Consider the following 17,358-nt stretch of genomic DNA (forward strand, 5'->3'; position numbering starts at 1 on the left):
TCGCCTGTTCAAAATCGCCGCTCATTCGTCTATGTCGAAGCCGCCTTCCAGGATGAACTTCTTTAACAGCGCCGCCGCACGGGTGTTCACTTTGAACAAGGGAAGCGTCTTGCCTTCCTTCTGCTCAAAGAAGGCCTTGGCGCGCACCTTGTCCACCGAGTCCTTCAAATCGTCGAAGCGCCCGAATTCGTTAATGTTCGATTCCGCCAAGTCGAGCGCAGCCATAGCGGCAAGAAGCTCGCCGTCTATGCCGAGCGCCTCGACGACTCGCTCAATCTGGGCGCTTTTCGCTTTGCGGGCATAGGACGTGATGTAATCCCTCAGCGTCTTGCCGTCTTCCAGGTCGGCGTCCCCTCGCTCGACGTCATGAAGGAACAGCTCGACGAAGCGCTGGTCATCCTGGCTCAGGGACGCGAACGATCGGTGGAGCTCCTCGCGTGCAGCGGCGAGCCCCTCGTCATCCTGTTCAAGGCATTTCAGCCACTTCTCGAAGTTCGCGTTCATGTAGTCGCTGTCTATGAGCCCCGTGTCGATTTCGGTTATATGGCCATCGAGCTCGTAGGGCGCTTCGGGTGCGTTGCCATGGCCGCCCCCTCCCGCGAACAACTCCTTGTAGCGCTGTACGAGGATGAGGTAGGTCCGCTCGTCGATGAGCGGCTGCACAAAGAAGGACTTGCCGCTCAGCTCGCCTTCTTCCGGCTCCTCCCCAAACTCATAGATGTCCTGCTCCCATGTGAAGCCCTGCACCTTCGCGGCTTCGAGGAACTCGTTGAGCTCGACGAATTCCTTGGCGAACTTGCGCCTGGCCTCTTGCGATGCAGGAAGTTTCGAGAGATCGCCAACGCCCGCGGCCTCGAACACCATGAGTATCTCCTGCAACCGTGCGTCCATCAGTGCGATGTTCTCCGGGAGCTTTTGCACGAACATGTCGAGCGGACGGTCGCCCGAGTACAGCTTCACCGCGGCCTCGATGTAGCCCTTCATAGTGTGGGGGCGCCGGTAGTAGCGAATGGTTCCGAAGGGCTTGTCAGGGCCGAAAAGGCGGTTGGTGCGGCTGAAGGCCTGGATGATGCTCTCGTAGTCGATGACCTTGTCGAGGTAGAGTGTGTTGAGCCACTTGGAGTCGAAACCCGTGAGCATCTGGTCCACCACGATGAGCAGGTCAATGCGGCTCTCGCGGTTGGCGTCGACGTTGACGTAGGGCTTCTTATGGGAAAGGCGCGCTGAGATGTCCTTCTTCATGGCAGGCCAAGTGGGAATGGTGAACTCCTGGCCATATACTTTATTGTAATCCTCGATAAGTTCGACTAGGGCGTCCTCCTTAACGGTGGAGCCGGCGGCATTGTCGATACTTGGGTCGAAAAGTGCCGTTACCTTCATCTGCGGCGCTTCTTTCTTAAAGGCGCGGTAGTAGTCGATCGCCTCGGGGATGGAGCTTGTCGCCAAGATCGCGTGGAACTTGCCGCCGTGGGAGAGCACGGGGAAGCGCCTCAGCACGTCCTCGACGATCTTGCCGTGGTGTGGCGTGTCGGGCCAGTACTGGGCGCGGGTCAGAAAGTCCTCGATGCCCTTGATGGGGTTGCCGGCGCCGTCAACCATGGGGCCCATGGGAACCCTCACCTGGTCCATGTAGTGGTAGAAGACCTTACTCTTGCGCTCGTCGGAGATGGCTTCGCCGACGCTTGAGGCCTTAGCTTGCTCGAGGGCAACGGCCTCGCGTACGTCGTGGTCATCGAAGGTTGTCACCATGTACGGGTCGAAGCCCAGCACATTGCCGTCGCGGATACCGTCGGCGATGCTGTAGCGGTGCAGGCACTCGCCGAACACCATGGCGGTGGTGGAGCCCCTCTTTTGGTTTTCGTCGAGAATCGGCGTACCTGTGAAGCCGAAGAACAGCGCGTTGGGGAAAGCCCGGCGTATGTCCTGGAGCATGTCGCCGAAGGTGGAACGGTGACACTCGTCTATGATGAACACGATTCGCTTGGCGGCTAGGCGATCGAGCTCCGCTTGGGTGATTCTGCCCTCGCCGGCCTTCACCTTGCTCATCTTCTGAATAGAAGTCACGATGAGGCGGTTCTTGGGATCGTTGCTCGCGAGTTTCGACTTCAGTATCTGTGTGTTCTCGGTTCCCTGCACGTCGTCGGCGTCGTCGGCGAATGCGCGGTACTCGGAGAGTGACTGCGTGCCCAGCTCGATGCGGTCCATGAGGAAGATCACCTTATCGGCGTCATGCGAGTCGGCTATGAGCTGGGCAGATTTGAAGCTTGTCATGGTCTTGCCGGAGCCGGTGGTATGCCATATGTAGCCGCCGGGGCGCCCCGGGGTGCTGCTCTTGGGTCTCTCGTCCCACTTGCACCTGCGTACCTTGTCGGATATGGCGGCGGCCGCGTAGTACTGATAACTGCGCATGACCTTCAAGCAGCCGTCCGAGCTGTCGGCCACGGTGTAGAAGCCGATGAGCTGGTGTGCCATGGGGATGGAGAGCAACGTGGAGGTGAAGCGTTTCCATTCATCGGTCCCGGGTTTGTCACCCGCGCAGACGGGCTCGTTGTTGAAGTCCCCCCAGTGGAAGAAAAAGTTCGGGTTGAACGTGCCCGTGCCGGGGTTGGCGAAGTAGTGCGCCTCGTCGGGAGTCATTCCTACGAAGATCTGCGTCAGGCGGAAGAGCCCCGTGAACACGCCCTCGTGGGCGTACTTCTCGATCTGGCCGGTGGCTTGGCTGACTGGGACGCCACTGCGCTTGAGCTCGATATGGATGACCGGCATGCCGTTGATGAGCAGGCACAAGTCTCCGCGACGGTCGTTTAAGATCTTGCTTTTCGCAGGATAGACCGGCTGCTGAGCTATCTGGTAGCGGCTCTGGCCGGCTGCAATCTCCTGACGATCGTAGATCTTTAGACTAACTTCCTTGCCGAGGTGTGACGCATCGTCGGGGTTGTCGCGCGTGATGGCGACGGTCTTTCCGTTGATGAACCCGTTGAGCGCGAGCGGGGTCTTGAGCGTTTCGATTTGTTCGATGACCTGCGCCATCTCGCCCTGGGTGAGCGGGCAGCCGTTCAGGCGGTCTATGTCGGCGTTGTTCTGAAACAGAATCTTCGCCCAGTTGTCTATGAGGTCCTGCTCGGTGGGATAGCGAAGTACGCCTCCCGCGTCGTCCCAGCCGTGCTGTTTCAGCACAGTGATGACGGCTTCTTCGAATGCGGCTTCTTTGTCGAAAACCATGGGAGAAACCTATCTACGAAATTGCAAAAGTTGTGCACCGAACTATTGACAATCATTATAAGACATGGGGCTGCGGACGAATTCTTGCGGCTATGCCGCCTCACGCTGTACAGGATTGTCTAAGAAATAGGCCGCAGTCCCCTCGAACGGGCATCCCCGTAGTCGACAACGACGTGGCTCTGCAGGTTCTCGACGACCAGATTTGCGAGCTGTACTCGTCCTACTACGAGCTTGACTCGCACGACCAAGCCTGCTGGTTCAACGAGGAGCAGGAAAAGGCCGACAAGTCCCTCATGCTCGAGCTTCTGGGCAAGCTCAACGCCGCATCGCGGAGTTGAACGACGGCTCCTTTGTCGTGGACGACCAGGAAACGCCGCGCGTCGAGGCCCTGTAGCCGGCAAGCTGGAGCAACCGGCGGGCAAGCCGAACGCCGCCAAGGACCGTGCGCCATCTGGTGCACGGTCCTGCTCTGGCTCTGCGATGCTCAAGGTCGAGCGGGAGGGCCATGATATCGCGGTCATCTGGGCGGCGCTCGCAGGCCGAGTTTCAACGGCGCGGGTGAACTTGCATTTCGAGCTCGGCGACGAAGACGTCGAGGAACGGCGCCTGATAGGCACCGCCGTCGCGAAGGCCCGGCTGAGTGCCGAAGCACTTGCGGCAGCGGCCGGGACGGAGCTCGCCGGCGTAAAGGAGATTCGCTATAACCGTGGCGGGGATTCCTGTTTCTGGGGCGTTGCTTGTGCCGACGGCTGCGCGACGCCGAATGGCGCGGCAAGTTCCATGCCGGATCTCCATCCCGAGCCGATCGACGTTGAATGCAGCGTTGATGTCGGCTGGTGGCTCAAGCCCTTGGCATGATCAATTGTGCAGCAGCTGCTACACAATTCGCTCGGCGCACCATCCTTCAGCAACGACGTCTAGGTTTTTTACCTCTAACCCTATTCGCATAACTCTGCGAACTGCATGAATCGCAAAATTATGCGAAGACTTGCTGCGCTCGGCATTTCGTCCTTAAAAATGTGAGGTCCAGCATTTTTAAGGACGAAAGACCGAAGTGCGTGCCGTGTCACATCGTGCCAGGCGCCTCCCGAATCGCCTATTATTGCCGGTAAGCAAACATAAGGAGACCCCCCCATGAAAGCCCTGGTACACGACGGCAACGGACATATCGCGCTCGAGGATCGCCCCGAGCCGCAGCTGCAATCCCCAACCGACGCAATTGTCCGCGTCACGCGCTCGACCATCTGCACGAGTGACCTGCACATCATTCACGGCGCCGTGCCGCGCGCCACGCCCAATACGGTGCTCGGTCACGAGTTCGTGGGCGTGGTCGAGCAGGTGGGGGAGGGCGTGCGCGCCCTCAAGCCCGGCGACCGCGTGGCCGTGAGCTGCGAGACGTTTTGCGGCGAGTGCTTCTACTGCGAGCGCGGTTGGGTCAACAACTGCGTCGAGGGCGGTTGGGAGCTCGGTTGCTGCGAGGACGGTTGCCAGGCCGAGCTCGCGCGCGTGGCGCATGCGGACCATGCGTGCGCGCCCATCCCCGCGGACGTGACCGACGAGGACGCCCTCTTCCTGGGCGACATTGTGGCCACGGGTTACTGGGGTGCGAGCATCGCCGAGATCGAGCCCGGCTCCACGGTGGCCGTGATCGGCGCCGGCCCGGTTGGTCTCACCATCATGATGTGCGCCCGCCTGCACGAGCCTGCCACCATCATCGCGATCGACATCGACCCCGTGCGCTTCGCCCTCGCCCGTGAGCGCGGCTTGGCCGATGCCGTAATCGACGCGAGCGGTATGGACCTCGCCGCCGTGGAGGCCTCGGTGCGCGAGCTCTCCCACAGTTGCGGTGCCGACAGCGTGATCGAGGCGGCCGGCAGCTCCAACACCTTCGAGATGGCCTGGCGCATCGTCCGCCCGCATGGCGTGGTGGTGCTCTCCGCCATGTACGAGGGCCCGCAGACGCTGCCGTTGCACGAGATGTACGGCAAGAACCTCGTCTTCAAGACAGGCGGCGTGGACGCGTGCAACATGGGAGAGACCATGCGTCTGGTACAGGAGGGGCGCATCGATACGAGCTGCCTCATCTCGGCCCGCTACCCGCTCAACGATATCGTGGAGGCCTATCGCGCGTTCGAGGCGCACGAGGGCGGTTGTCTCAAGCTAGTCATCACCCCGTGGGAGGATCGCTAGATGAACTACTCGCTTGCCCCCATGGAGGGGATCACGGGGCACACGTTCCGTCGCGTGCATGCTGAGTGTTTTGGCGCTCTCGACTGCTATTACACGCCGTTTTTGGCTCCGCCGCGCGTGGGCAACTCGTTTGGCGGCAAGGCGTTCAAGGAGATCGACCCCCTCAACAACGAGGGACTGAACGTCATTCCGCAGTTGCTCACCAAGAACGCGGACGAGTTCGTGTGGGCCGCAAGTGAGCTGGCCGAGCTGGGGTATCGCGAGGTCAACCTCAACCTCGGCTGCCCTTCGGGCACGGTGGTTTCCAAGGGCAAGGGCTCCGGCTTTTTGCGCAACCTCGACGAGCTCGAGGTGTTTTTGCGCGATGTGTGCGATCGCTCTCCGCTGCCCGTCTCGGTCAAGACGCGCCTGGGCCTGGAGGACGATGCCGAGTACGAGCGCATCCTCGAGCTGTATTGCAGCCTGCCGCTCGCGGAACTCATCGTGCATCCGCGTGTGCAGAAGGATCGCTACCAGGGCAAACCGCGCTGGGAGCCGTATGGCGAGACGCTCGCGCGTGCACCCTTCCCGGTGGCCTACAACGGCGACATCTTTGGTACGGAGGACATGGATGCGCTCATGGAGGCGCACCCGCGGACCCGTCACGTGATGCTCGGGCGCGGGCTGCTCGCCAATCCGGCCCTCGCGCGCATGCTCGCCGGCGGCCCGGCTGCGAGCGCGGACGAACTCAGACAGTTCCACGACAAGCTATATGCCGCTTATCTCGACGAGATCGGCGGCAATGCGGTCTTCCGCATGAAGGAGTGGTGGTTCTACGCCAAGTGCGCTTTTACCGACCCTATGGCGGTCCATCGCGCGGTGCGCAAGGCCCGCAAGGTCGAGGAGTACGAGGCGGCGGTCGAGCGCGCATTTCACGACGAGCCCCTGGCTCCTGTCGCGCGGTTCCACGGATAGGGGGCCGGCATGGAAATGACGCCCATCGCGCATATCGAGACGGACCTGCCGCAGAAATTCGGCATTCCGCGCAACAGCTTCTTGGCCCCGCATCTGCAGGGCCGCATCGTGTTCGAGCCCGAGTTCGCACTGCCGCAGGCCGTGGCGGGCTTGGAGGAGTTCAGCCATCTGTGGCTGCTCTGGGAGTTCGAAAACGGCACGCCCGGTGGAACGGCGGCCGATATCGCCGTGGATGCGGCGACTGCCAGCAAGCCCGGCACCACGGCGAAGTGGACTCCCACCGTGCGCCCGCCCCGTCTGGGCGGCTCCGAGCGTCGTGGCGTCTTTGCCACGCGCAGCCCCTTTCGGCCCAATCCCATCGGTTTGACCTGCGTGAAGCTCGACCGCATCGAAATCGTCGACGGCGCCCCCGTGATCCATGTGCTCGCCGCGGACTTGCGCGACGGCACGCCGATCTTCGACATCAAGCCCTACATCCCCTTCGCCGACAGCCATCCCGAGGCCACGGGCGGTTGGATCGACCGCGCGCCATGGCAGGAGCTCGAGGTCGATTTCCCCGCCGAGCTGCGCAAGATCGTTCCCTCGCCCAAACTCGCAGGTCTCATCGAGGTGCTGCGCCAGGACCCGCGCCGCGCCGGCAGCAAGCACGAGCCCGAGCGCGTGTATCATTTGGCCTACGCGGGGCTTGACGTGGCGTTCGCCGTCGACGGCGAGTCGCTGCACGTGGTCGACATCACGTAAGGGCTGGGAAGGAGCACCATGATCGATCTCGATCGCACGATGTTCTTCAAGGCGAGGTTTGAAATCGAGGCGCCTCAAGGCGAGGATGTCCTGTGGTCTCTCGTTCTGAGCGTACGCGACTGGTCATTGCGCAAGGCCCGCCGCGACGGATACTCCCTGCCCCAAGAAATGCGCTTTTGGAGCAAGCTCAAAAGCGGCGAGATGCTCGAATCCCCAGATGGCAGCGTCAGGCTCTACGCCGCGCTCCATCACGGCGAGTTTGCCCAGACATGGGCGTGCCAGCACGTGGAGGACCAGAGGGCGCCCGGCTGCGCCCCGCGCCGCTGGATAACCGAGGTCGGTTTTGAAGGCCATTCGGTCGACCACGGCACCGTCTCGATCATCACGATGTTCAGCGACATGCCGGGCTACATCGGTCCGCTGCAACCTGTGCCAAAGCCGAACGTGCCCAAGTTGATCGCCAGTATGCTGGAGAACGACAGGCTCGTTTGCACGATAGACGGATGCGAGTTCGGGCTCGCCCCGGTTGAATTCTTATGCTCCGATGCCCCCGGTATTCACGAGCGTCTCGCGAATCCGTATCGCGAGGTGCCCGCCATCGTGATCAGCCCCACCCGCGCTGGCGAGTGCCTGATCGATCCCGAAGTACTTGCATCACAGCTCGGCCCCAATGCGACCGTGTACTACACCGTGGATTGCGGCGCCATGGATGCGCTCAATGCGGAGTTCGAGGACGAATCACTACGATGCTACGGGGGAGCCGTTCGCGTGTACGCCCCTCATCCGCACTTTGGCATTGTGGGGGATGGTTTCAACCACCGGTTCTTTTCCGCTGCGGATATCCGCGAGCAAGGGGCGGAGCACTACATGGCCATCTTGCGCCGTGCGCTCGCCGAGGACGTGCTCGCGCGCGACACCTCGGTCCGCATCGAGGACGTCAATCGGCTCAATCGCAATGCTGGAAAGGAGCTTGCGTTCAAGCGCCGTGCCGAGCAGATTCAAGATATGGCACTCGACCAGGTCAAAGAGATGCTCGATGAGGCCGAGGGCCTCGCGCGCCTTGCCGAGGACGAGTGCGATGCCATGCGCGAGGAGCTGAGGCAAAGCAGGCAGGCGAACCATGATCTCGAGGCGCGCATTGCCTGGTTTGAGCATGCGCTCGATTCGCAAGGTGGCAGCGCGGCAGAGGATGGCGCTGCGACGGCGATCGCAGGTGCCTCCGAGCTCACCATCCCGGCCATTGCCAGGCTGTTCGTTTCGGCATTTCCCGATCGAATCGATTTCAGCGAGCGCGGATGGGCATCGTTGGAGGATTGCAGGTACGAACCCAGGGCATTTTGGAGCGCCTTGCATAGCATGTGCACGGTTTTGTACCCGCTGTATCGCGATGGCGCCGCGGATAAGATCGGTGAGTTCAACAGTCGGTCGCGGTTTAAGTTCGCACGTGGCGAAGGACCGCAGACCAGGGCAAACTCCAAGTTCATGCGTGAGCGCGAGGATGTGTACCAGGGCCGGAGGCTTTTTATCGAGCCGCATATCTGTTCGAGCGTGGGAGATCCGAACAGCCCGCAATTCATCCGGATTTACTTCAATTGGGATGAGGAGACCGAGAGGTTGGTCATCGGCGATACGAAACACCTGACGAACTGCACGACTCGAAAGCTGTAGATCGACTGATGCGGGAATGGGGGGTGCGACCAGGGAAATCTGGTCGCACCCCCATCTGTTTAAGAGCGTTTTGCTTGGTAAAGTCGGGCTGCGGGCGAGCTCGGCGGGCGGCTGCTATTCGACCTCGTAGGGCCAGCTGTTGATGCCCCCGAACTCGACGACATTGGTGTAGCCGAGGTCCACGAGTGTTTGCGAGGCCTGCTTGCTGCGATTGCCGCTGCGGCAGTATACGAGGATGAGCTGGCCCTTGTCGGGCAGTGCGTCCTCGGTGGCGGTCGTCACGGTGTCGTGTGGGATGAGGATGGCGCCGGGGATGTGGCCTTCGTCGTACTCGGCTTGCGTGCGAACGTCGAGGATGACGTAATCGTCCTCGGTATCCATGAGCTCTTTTGCGGTTTCGGCGTCAACTTGCTGGTAGGAGCTAGAGTTGCTGCTGTCATTCGTAGCATTGCTTCCGTTGCCGTTGCCGTTGCCGTTGCCGTTGCTGTCGGCGGCCGCTCCAAAGCAGCCAGTGAGCCCGGCGAGGGAGACGATGCTCGCGAAGGATGCGGCGATTAGGAATGTGCGACGGTGCATGTCGTGCCCTTCTCTTGGCTTTGTTCGATTTCAGCATATCAGGAAATGATTGTGACTTTATCACATAGAAGGGTGTGCGGGGCTATGCACGGGCTATCGAATCGTCGCAGGAAATTGCCAGCGTCTATACAGGGCAAAAAACGTATCGGCTGAAATGCGCGAATTTTGTTCGCTGGCGGCCGTTCGTTTTTCAGAGTCTGGTCAAAATACCCTGATTGTGCGCTGAGGGAGGCTGGCAAACAGCCGTGAAAGCCTAGGAGCCAGGCACATTTCCCGCCATTTCTACCTTGGGGAGGAGTCAGGGGGAGGAAATAATGGACAGATGACAATTATTCGAGAAATGTATAAGGTTTCTGGGCACATTCAGGCGTCAAGTCGGCGCACTATCAGGGTATTTTGACCACGATCGCGAAAACGCACGATGCCCGGCGCTCCAAAGAGCCCGCGGCGCCTCATCTAGAGGCAAGTAAATCCTCAACAAGATCTGCAATACGGTTCGCAATGAGCAGAGAGCCGGCTTTGCTTGGATGAATCCCGTCCGCAGCGTAGAGATTTTCTGGCTTCTCATATCGGGCGGCTACGCTCGCCATGTCGACCAGCGGCACGCAAGCTGCATCTGCCGCCTGCCGGCCCCCTACGCTCATGAGCTCGCACATCTCTTCCGCGGTCATCCCAAGTTTCTCGAGACGAGGGCATCCGACCTGATATCCCCAGGTGCCATACAGAAGCGGAGAGGCGTCGTGGCTCCTGGCCAACTTGCTCATTGCCGCAACGGAGCGCACATGTGCCGCCGGATTCGTTGCGGCGAGGTGGCTCATGTCCTGCATTATGACTAGGTCAAAGCCTCCGGATGAAAGCGCTTCCCGTACACGCTGCCCTGTCCGGGTTTTCTCATTCGAAAACTCCGCCAACCGCGCTCCGCCGCGCGTGATGGCGACGACCTCAGTATCCAAGATGGACGCGAGCGTCTGGGGCATGTTGTTGGCTGAGGTCAGGCTGTTGCCAACCATGAGTATCGAGCGCATAGAGAGTCTTCCATGTGAGGGCTGCATAAAGCCGGTGAACCCGTTTATCGTAGCAGTCGTCATCCGTGCAAACGAGCTGCCAAGAGCCGAGGCGGCTAGACTGGTGTTGCAGGGGCGCGGGCGCGCCCGATCTGCTGTGAGGGCGGAGTTCGAGAAAGGGGTCCAGATGTCGCCATTCGATCACTATATGTATGTGCTCGCCTGCGGCGACGGAAGCCTCTACACCGGGTATGCGACCGATGTTCAAGCGCGCTTGGCGGCCCATCAGTCGGGCCGCGGTGCCAAATACACCAAATCCCATGCGCCCGTTAGCCTTGTCTCTCAGGCCCGGTTTTACTCGAAAGCTCGTGCGATGAGCGCGGAGGCTCATTTCAAGCGGCTTTCCCGTGAGCAAAAAGATAAGCTCCTGGAACGGTCTAAGCTTGAGCCGCTTGAGGACGTGCTACGCCGTGAGCTTCCAGGTTTTGGCGAGGACACCGCTGCCGAATTCGTATGCAGGAGCTTGGCAAGCCACGTGGATCCCAACTACGCCGCATTCATGAGGCCGCTCGTTCCCACGGTCGATCCCCGTCGGCTTGTTGGCGTTCGCACGCCGCAGTTGCGAAAGATTGCTCGTGAGCTGTATCGACGCGACGATGCATCGGATTTTATGCGCTCACTTCCGCATGTCCTGTTTGAGGAGAACCAGGTCCACGCGTTTACCATCGGCATGGAACGGGAGTACGAGCGGGCGATTGAGTTGTATGACTTGTTTTTGCCGTATGTAGACAACTGGGCGACATGCGACCAACTGCCGGCGCGAGTGCTGGCCGAGCAGCCTGCCCGAACGCTGGAGTGCGTGCGGCGTTGGATGAGCTCGGGGCACGGCTTCACCGTGCGCTTCGGCATCGGGGCTCTCATGCGTCTGTTTTTGGACGACCTGTTCGAGCCGAGGTTTGCGGCGATGGTTGCGGCTGCGCGCATGCCAGGTTCGCCCGAGCGCCCCGAGCCAGAATCGGATGCCTACTACGTTGACATGATGCGGGCATGGTACTTCGCGGAGGCACTGGTCAGGCAGCCAATGGCGGCATGGCCGTATGTGGAACGTCGGGATGAATGCGCGCTGCTTGATGAATGGACGCGCCGCAAGGCAATCCAAAAGGCCTGCGAGAGTCGGCGCATTTCCGTTGAGGCAAAAGAGCGCTTGCGTTCGTTCCGCTAAACCATGGTCGCGGGCGGTCGTTTCGCGTTGAGATGGGCGGGCGATGGGCATAACGCGTGCCGAGTAGGCGTGGACCTCGGCTGAACGAAGATCTCCGGGGTTCATGTCATATATGCAATAGAATAAGAAACAATTGGGAGCGATTGAAAGGAACTGTCATGAAGAAGTATGCCAACAGCGCTTTGATTTACGCGATTCTCGCCATGGTGGGAGGCGTGTTCTTCCGTGAGTTCACAAAGTTCAATGGTTTCGAGGGGGCAACGACCCTCGCGTTCGTCCACACCCATTACTTTGCGTTGGGCATGATCGTCTTTCTCTTGCTTGTGCTGCTTGAGAACGCCCTGCACATCACCGATGCCAAGGTGAGCCGCGCCGTGACGGCGTATCACATCGGTCTCAACGCCACCGCAGCGATGCTCGTGGTGCGCGGTGTTCCGCAGGTGCTCGGCATTGAGCTTGCCCACGGTATGGATGCGGCGATTTCCGGTATTGCCGGTCTCGGCCATATCGTGCTCGGCGTGAGCATCGTGCTCATCTTGCTGGGCGTGAAGCGCGCCGTCTCCCGAGCGGAGGCGTAGGCCCTTGCAGGTTCGATTCGATTCAACTCGAATCGGCAAACGCCCGACACCTCGATAGTGAACTGCCTCCCATTTCTTGGGCATGAGAAATGGGAGGCAGTTCATTGTGGATACCGGGCGCGTTTAAAGCCGCAAACATTGTCTACGAGCGCGCCTGCGTGCAGCGCGCGTTCAGGTGTTACGGCTGATCCTAAATGGTGAACTCGGCGAAAGGCGCATTGTCGCTGGCGGCGGGTTCAGTCGCGGGTGTTGAGAGGAATGTGCAGCCGCCGTCCGACCCGCCTTCTCCGTTGAGCAGGTCTTTGAGGGTGACATCGGGGTTCTGGCACATGATGTCCAACAGCTCGATGAAATCGCGGATGACTTCGCGCGGCGTGAGGTGCGTGTCGGCACCCACGCGGCCGAACTCGATTTTGAGGAAGTTGACCAGATCGCCCTCGTCCAGGTTGCTTTCGTATCCGAAATATCCGGCGTGGATTTGCGCGAGCTTTTCAATGAGCACGAGCAGCTCCTCATAGGTGAGCGGCTGAAGTCTGATGATGGGGGCAAGCATGTCGCGCATCCCCTCGCGGGCGAAACGCCCCTGAGTGAGGCGGCTGCGCAGCGCCTCGTAGGAGAACACGCCGCGCCTGCGGTCCTCGATGGAGGTCGGCGTACCGCCCATGATGATGCCAAGATGCTGGGCTTTGCCCTGCAGCGTGTCGTTATACATCTGCAAGATCTTCTCGTAGTTGTATTGGCGGGTGATGGCGTTGGGGATCTTGTACAGATTGACCAGCTCGTCGATGAGGACGAGCATGCCGCAGTATCCGGCTCCGGTGAGAAAGCGCGCGAACAGCTTGACGTAGTCGTACCAGGAGTCGTCATCGATGATGGTGCTTATCCCCAGTTCCGCTCGGGCCTCCGTCTTGGTGCGGTACTCGCCGCGCAGCCATTTGACGGCGCGGCTTTTCGCCTCGTCATCGCCTTGGGCACAGGCCGTCCGGTACACGCCGAGCACACGCGTGAATTCGAAGCCGTGGACCATTTCCTCGAGGTCGGCGAGCTGCCTGCGAAGGCCAGTGCATGTCGGGCCGTTATCTGCCGCGATGCCTACCGTGGATCCGGCATTCATCGCGGGCGTGTTCGCTGCCGCCGAATCCTCCTCTGCTTGGATATTGGCGACCCATTTATCGAGAATCAGGGTAAGAGCCCCGCCTTCGGGCCTCGTTTTGGTCGAGAGATTGCGGATGAGCTCACGATAGGTTGCGAGGCCCTGGCCCTGACCACCCTGTAGGCGACGTTCGGGGGAGAGGTCGGCATCGGCGACCACGAAACCCTCGCCCATTGCATGGGTGCGGATGGTCTGCAGCAAGAAGCTTTTGCCGGCGCCGTATCGACCCACCAGAAAGCGGAAGCTTGCCCCGCCGCCGGCGATGAGGGCGAGGTCGGTGAGGAGGGCCTGGATCTCGATTTCACGGCCAACGGTGATGTAGGGAAGGCCTATGCGCGGGACCACGCCGCCCTTGAGGGAATTCAAGATCACGGCGGCGACGCGTTTGGGAACGCGCGGTGCGGCGGGCTGGTTAATCATGGTTCAGAAATCCTTCCACGTCTTCGCGATAATCTTCGATCAGCTCGGGTCCGTCTGGTCCGTATTCGATTACGGTGTCGCCAACGAGCTCGAAAAGGGCCTCGTTGATGGCATCGACAAGCATGTCTTCGGAGCCGTGCTTCTCCTTGGCGATCTTGGCGGCCCCGGCTTGGTCTTTTTCGAGCAGAGCTCTCAGGTAACCGGCCTCGGAGGGGTCGAGTCCTGCGGTTTGGTGCGTATGCCCAGCGGCGGCCGTGGCAGCGGGCGGCGAGATGGGCTCAACCGGAGAGGCGGCCGCGGCCGCCATGGGGAGCGGCTCGGGGGCTGTACGGTCTACGTATGTCGCACAGTCGCGCTCACCGTCGCGGCTATTGCCGTCCGCCGCGTCGAGCAGCGCCCCCTTTCCCTCGCGCTCCTCGTCGATCAGGAGTGATTCGCGCGTGCTTGCGGCGGCGCGACGGATGTTCGCGAGCTGCGAGAGGTCGATCTCGACGCGCACGGGTGCATGCGCCGCGCTCCAGGCGAGCCAGGCCGCAACCTCTTCCTCGATGAGCCCCTGCAGGTACTTGGGGAGCTTGCCCTGCTCCTTAAGAGGGCGGTCGAATCCGAGCCCCTCGCGTAGGATCCGGTCGGCGGCGCGCATGGCTTGGCCGAGCTTGGCGTTGCGCGAGCGATTGCCCTGATAGCGTTCGCAGGACCACGCGCCGTTGCGGCAGCGATACCGATGAATCTCGTCAAGCTCGTAATTGGCGTCAGGATGGCGCTCGGGTTCGAAGAACACCGCCGAGCCGAACATGGTGTACGCGAGCTCGAACTGCCCGCCGAACAGGCTTTCCGTAAGGCTGTATTTGCGCTGCTTGTGATAGTACTCGCTCATGCGGACAAAGACCGCACAGCACACGTGGCGCAGCGCCTCGGGCGTCGATTTGTAGAGTCGGCTTCCGGCGAGATGATACGTCGAGAGCGCATCCAGGGCATCGAACAACCGCTGCTCGGCAACAGGGTCCCCGGGCAGGGGCAGGGCGGAGAAGCCTTTTTTACGTCGCCCTCGCTGGGGGTTGCTAAGACGGGCGCACGCCAGCTCCTCGGCACGCGTCAGCGCGACGAGGGCCCGATCGAAGGAGAGCGTCTTGTATGGTTCGAGTAATTGGGGCGAAAGTCCGTGGTAGACGACGTAATCCTGCAGCCATGTGCGGGCGTAGCGGTCGATTTCGGGCGAGAAGGTGCGGTACGCCTGCCAGAAGGATTCGAGCTTCTGAAATCCGTCCATCGGGTCCGTGGCGCCGATTCCGCAGATGAGCTCGTAGAGGTATACATAGGCGAAGGAGAGGCACGACTCTTGGACGTCGCCCTGGCGCACCGCCGCGCGCCAGGTGAAATATCCGCGCAACTGACGATCGCTCATCGCGTTGTACGTGGGGAAATACGAGTTGAACGTGCCCGGGTAGGGGCAGTCATCCTCGAAATCCGCCATGAACGTGCCCTGCCGGTAGAACAGCTCCGCCTCGGAGAGCCAGCGCCCACTGCCGTTCGAGTTGGTCTCCCAGCGCGAGATGGCCTTCATTTCGCGATAGCGGTCGGGGAGGTAGTTCGCCATTTGCCGGCCGGTGGTGAGGATCGGTTCGCTCGCATACACGCGTTCGGAGAAGTGGGAGCTGCCTTGCAAGCGCTCGCTCGCCATAATGCGGTCTATGAGCTCGCGAGCAGCGGGCTTCGATCCGTTCATCGGCTTCATGGCTCACCTCCCCGGTATATCGGATGTACCCTCCAGTATACCACAGAACCAAACAGATGTTCGTATTTTAGGGGAAGGGATGGCGCTTCAGGCCCCTCTTCAGCGTTTCCCAAGCTCTCTTACAAAAGCGCAAGGCGTGCGTAAGCCAAATCGATGGTGCTGTTTTCGCAGGTAGCGGATGATGCAGTCAAGAACAAAAGGGCCGCCCGTCCGCAGGCCGATAAGGAGGCAATCGATGAACATCCGCAATCCGTACGAGTACAACCCCTATGCTCTCGATGGCGAGGCGCGCCCCCGCGGTGTGAGGGGCCTATTCGACAGGGCCTTTGGGATGGTCGGCTGCCTGGCGGCTTCTGCCGCCCTGTTCTTCGGCATGATGTACCTGCTCGGAAAAGCAGCGCGCTAATCGCGCCGCCCGCCGCCGGCTGTATTGAGCGCGTCTTCAAGTCCGCGGATCAACGGTCGGTCCCCTATAATCTATCGGCTGTTCAGCTGGCCCCGTGTCGTGCGGGGCCAGCCGCTTTTGAGGATCGATGCGAAGGGGCGTATGAATATGGGGCGCGCGAGCGGGGGAATCGGAGCGAATGACACCGGCCGAACGGGCGAAGAAGCCGACGTGACATCTCGACAGTGGATGGCGCTTGCGGGCCTGACGCTCTCTGCGTTCATGCTCAATACCTCGGAGTTCATGCCTATCGGCCTCTTGACCGATATCGCTTCGGGCTTCGGCATCACCGAGGCCGCCGCCGGCGTCATGATCACGGTGTACGCGTGGGCGGTGATGCTGCTCTCCCTGCCGCTCATGATCGCGGCGTCGCGCATCGAGTTCAAGCGCCTGCTCCTGGGCGTTCTCGCGGTGTTTGCGGTGGGTCAGGCCCTCTCGTCCGGCGCTCCCACGTTCGCGATTCTGGTGGTCGCGCGCATCGTGGTCGCCTGCGCCCACGCAATTTTCTGGTCCATCGCCTCGGTTATGGCGACGCGCCTGGTGAGCACGAGGCATGCGTCGGTTGCGCTCGGCATGATCGCGACGGGAACGTCCATCGCCATGATCTTCGGCATGCCTTTGGGGCGCGCGATCGGCCTCGCCCTGGGATGGCGCATGGCGTTCGGCGTCGTTGGGGCGGTTTCCGCGTTCGTGGCCGTCTACCTTGCCCTCATCTTGCCTAAGATGCCGGCGGGCGAGCCCTTCACCCTCGGCAAGTTGCCGGCGCTCATGCGCAATCGCCGCCTTTCGGCCATGTATGCGGTGACGGTCTTGTTCGCCACGGCCTACTACACGGGCTATAGCTACATCGAACCGTTCCTGGCGCGCGTGGGTGGGATGGAGCCCACCGCCATCACCGCGGCGCTCACGGTTTTCGGCTGCGCCGGCTTGATGGGAAGTATCCTGTTCTCCCGCGTGTACGACGGTCGTCGCAAGGCGTTTATCGCGTGCTCCGTCGCTGGCATGGTCCTGGCGTTGTTCGTGTTGCGCGCATGCGCGGCGAGCTTCGCCGCCACGAGCGCGGTTTTCGTCTTGTGGGGCTGCTGCGCCACGGCGTTCAACGTGGCCTTCCAATCGGAGGTCATCCGCGCGGTCGAGGCGGACGAGTCCGCCGTGGCCATGTCCATCTTTTCCGGGCTGTTCAACTTCGGTATCGGGGCCGGTTCCGCGGTGGGCGGGTTCGTGGTGACGAGCCTGTCGGTCGAATTGCTCGGCGTCGTGGGCGGTGCGGTGGGCGCCGTTTGCTTGCTGGTCACGGTGGGGGTCCTGTTCAAGCTCATGCGGTAGGTCGGGTACGGCGGCCTTTCCGTAGCCGCCGCACCCCTCTCGCATTTCGGGCACTTGGATGCCGATTGAGTTCTCGTGGCGTCCGTCACCGTGCACCGGAGTTGTCCGCGTGCTCGGGTATACT

The 17,358-nt window shown here is 61.3% G+C and carries 15 protein-coding genes; 10 read left to right on the forward strand and 5 right to left on the reverse strand.

What is annotated here, in order from left to right; genetic code table 11:
• Window positions 1–21 precede the first annotated feature (21 nt).
• Entirely contained in the window at window positions 22–3,222 is a 3,201-nt protein-coding gene (locus AOBCEHNH_RS06530; protein WP_152063638.1) for a type I restriction endonuclease subunit R, EcoR124 family, read from the reverse strand.
• A gap of 173 nt (window positions 3,223–3,395) precedes the next feature.
• Here AOBCEHNH_RS06530 and AOBCEHNH_RS06535 point away from each other — a divergent pair, with 173 nt between their 5' ends.
• The 6 genes from AOBCEHNH_RS06535 to AOBCEHNH_RS06560 all read left to right on the forward strand — a co-directional run bounded on the left by AOBCEHNH_RS06535 (window position 3,396) and on the right by AOBCEHNH_RS06560 (window position 8,775).
• The gene (locus tag AOBCEHNH_RS06535) at window positions 3,396–3,560 is read left to right on the forward strand and encodes a hypothetical protein (RefSeq protein ID WP_193221208.1); all 165 of its coding nucleotides are present in this window, start codon (window positions 3,396–3,398) and stop codon (window positions 3,558–3,560) included.
• A 142-nt stretch (window positions 3,561–3,702) separates the two neighbouring features.
• Window positions 3,703–4,080: an SIMPL domain-containing protein gene (locus AOBCEHNH_RS06540; RefSeq protein ID WP_152063639.1), complete on the forward strand. Its 378-nt coding sequence runs from the start codon at window positions 3,703–3,705 to the stop codon at window positions 4,078–4,080.
• A gap of 276 nt (window positions 4,081–4,356) precedes the next feature.
• The gene (locus tag AOBCEHNH_RS06545; RefSeq protein WP_152063640.1) at window positions 4,357–5,412 is read left to right on the forward strand and encodes an alcohol dehydrogenase; all 1,056 of its coding nucleotides are present in this window, start codon (window positions 4,357–4,359) and stop codon (window positions 5,410–5,412) included.
• A complete protein-coding gene (locus AOBCEHNH_RS06550) occupies window positions 5,413–6,366 on the forward strand; it encodes a tRNA dihydrouridine synthase (protein ID WP_152063641.1) in 954 nt (317 codons plus the stop codon).
• Window positions 6,367–6,375: 9 nt separating this feature from the next.
• The gene (locus AOBCEHNH_RS06555) at window positions 6,376–7,107 is read left to right on the forward strand and encodes a tRNA (N6-threonylcarbamoyladenosine(37)-N6)-methyltransferase TrmO (protein ID WP_152063642.1); all 732 of its coding nucleotides are present in this window, start codon (window positions 6,376–6,378) and stop codon (window positions 7,105–7,107) included.
• Between the two features lie 18 nt (window positions 7,108–7,125).
• On the forward strand, window positions 7,126–8,775 hold the full coding sequence (locus tag AOBCEHNH_RS06560) for a hypothetical protein (protein WP_152063643.1): 1,650 nt from the start codon (window positions 7,126–7,128) through the stop codon (window positions 8,773–8,775).
• Between the two features lie 114 nt (window positions 8,776–8,889).
• On the opposite strand, the gene AOBCEHNH_RS06565 is transcribed toward AOBCEHNH_RS06560, so the two are convergent.
• Both AOBCEHNH_RS06565 and AOBCEHNH_RS06570 read right to left on the reverse strand, forming a co-directional pair.
• Window positions 8,890–9,351 (reverse strand): rhodanese-like domain-containing protein, encoded by a 462-nt coding sequence (locus AOBCEHNH_RS06565; protein WP_152063644.1) that lies wholly within the window; start codon window positions 9,349–9,351, stop codon window positions 8,890–8,892.
• A gap of 452 nt (window positions 9,352–9,803) precedes the next feature.
• On the reverse strand, window positions 9,804–10,376 hold the full coding sequence (locus AOBCEHNH_RS06570) for an SGNH/GDSL hydrolase family protein (protein WP_226803335.1): 573 nt from the start codon (window positions 10,374–10,376) through the stop codon (window positions 9,804–9,806).
• Between the two features lie 166 nt (window positions 10,377–10,542).
• Between AOBCEHNH_RS06570 and AOBCEHNH_RS06575 the strand changes: the two genes are divergently transcribed.
• Entirely contained in the window at window positions 10,543–11,577 is a 1,035-nt protein-coding gene (locus AOBCEHNH_RS06575) for a DNA alkylation repair protein (protein WP_226803336.1), read from the forward strand.
• 158 nt (window positions 11,578–11,735) lie between these two features.
• Window positions 11,736–12,155 carry a DUF2871 domain-containing protein gene (locus tag AOBCEHNH_RS06580; RefSeq protein ID WP_152063646.1) on the forward strand — a complete coding sequence of 140 codons (420 nt, stop codon included), beginning with the start codon at window positions 11,736–11,738 and terminating at the stop codon, window positions 12,153–12,155.
• Between the two features lie 190 nt (window positions 12,156–12,345).
• Here the strand turns inward: AOBCEHNH_RS06580 and AOBCEHNH_RS06585 are convergent, their stop codons facing one another.
• Entirely contained in the window at window positions 12,346–13,728 is a 1,383-nt protein-coding gene (locus tag AOBCEHNH_RS06585) for an ATP-binding protein (RefSeq protein ID WP_152063647.1), read from the reverse strand.
• Window positions 13,721–15,463, reverse strand: a complete 1,743-nt coding sequence (locus tag AOBCEHNH_RS06590; protein ID WP_152063648.1) for a TerB N-terminal domain-containing protein — start codon at window positions 15,461–15,463, stop codon at window positions 13,721–13,723. Before AOBCEHNH_RS06590 ends, AOBCEHNH_RS06585 begins: the two co-directional genes overlap by 8 nt.
• 235 nt (window positions 15,464–15,698) lie before the next feature.
• Here AOBCEHNH_RS06590 and AOBCEHNH_RS06595 point away from each other — a divergent pair, with 235 nt between their 5' ends.
• Both AOBCEHNH_RS06595 and AOBCEHNH_RS06600 read left to right on the forward strand, forming a co-directional pair.
• Window positions 15,699–15,869: a hypothetical protein gene (locus AOBCEHNH_RS06595; protein ID WP_193221209.1), complete on the forward strand. Its 171-nt coding sequence runs from the start codon at window positions 15,699–15,701 to the stop codon at window positions 15,867–15,869.
• A 210-nt stretch (window positions 15,870–16,079) separates the two neighbouring features.
• Window positions 16,080–17,234: an MFS transporter gene (locus AOBCEHNH_RS06600; protein ID WP_226803337.1), complete on the forward strand. Its 1,155-nt coding sequence runs from the start codon at window positions 16,080–16,082 to the stop codon at window positions 17,232–17,234.
• Window positions 17,235–17,358 lie beyond the last annotated feature (124 nt).

This window comes from Collinsella intestinalis (genome assembly GCF_902501455.1).
In the GTDB taxonomy this organism is placed as follows: domain Bacteria; phylum Actinomycetota; class Coriobacteriia; order Coriobacteriales; family Coriobacteriaceae; genus Collinsella; species Collinsella intestinalis.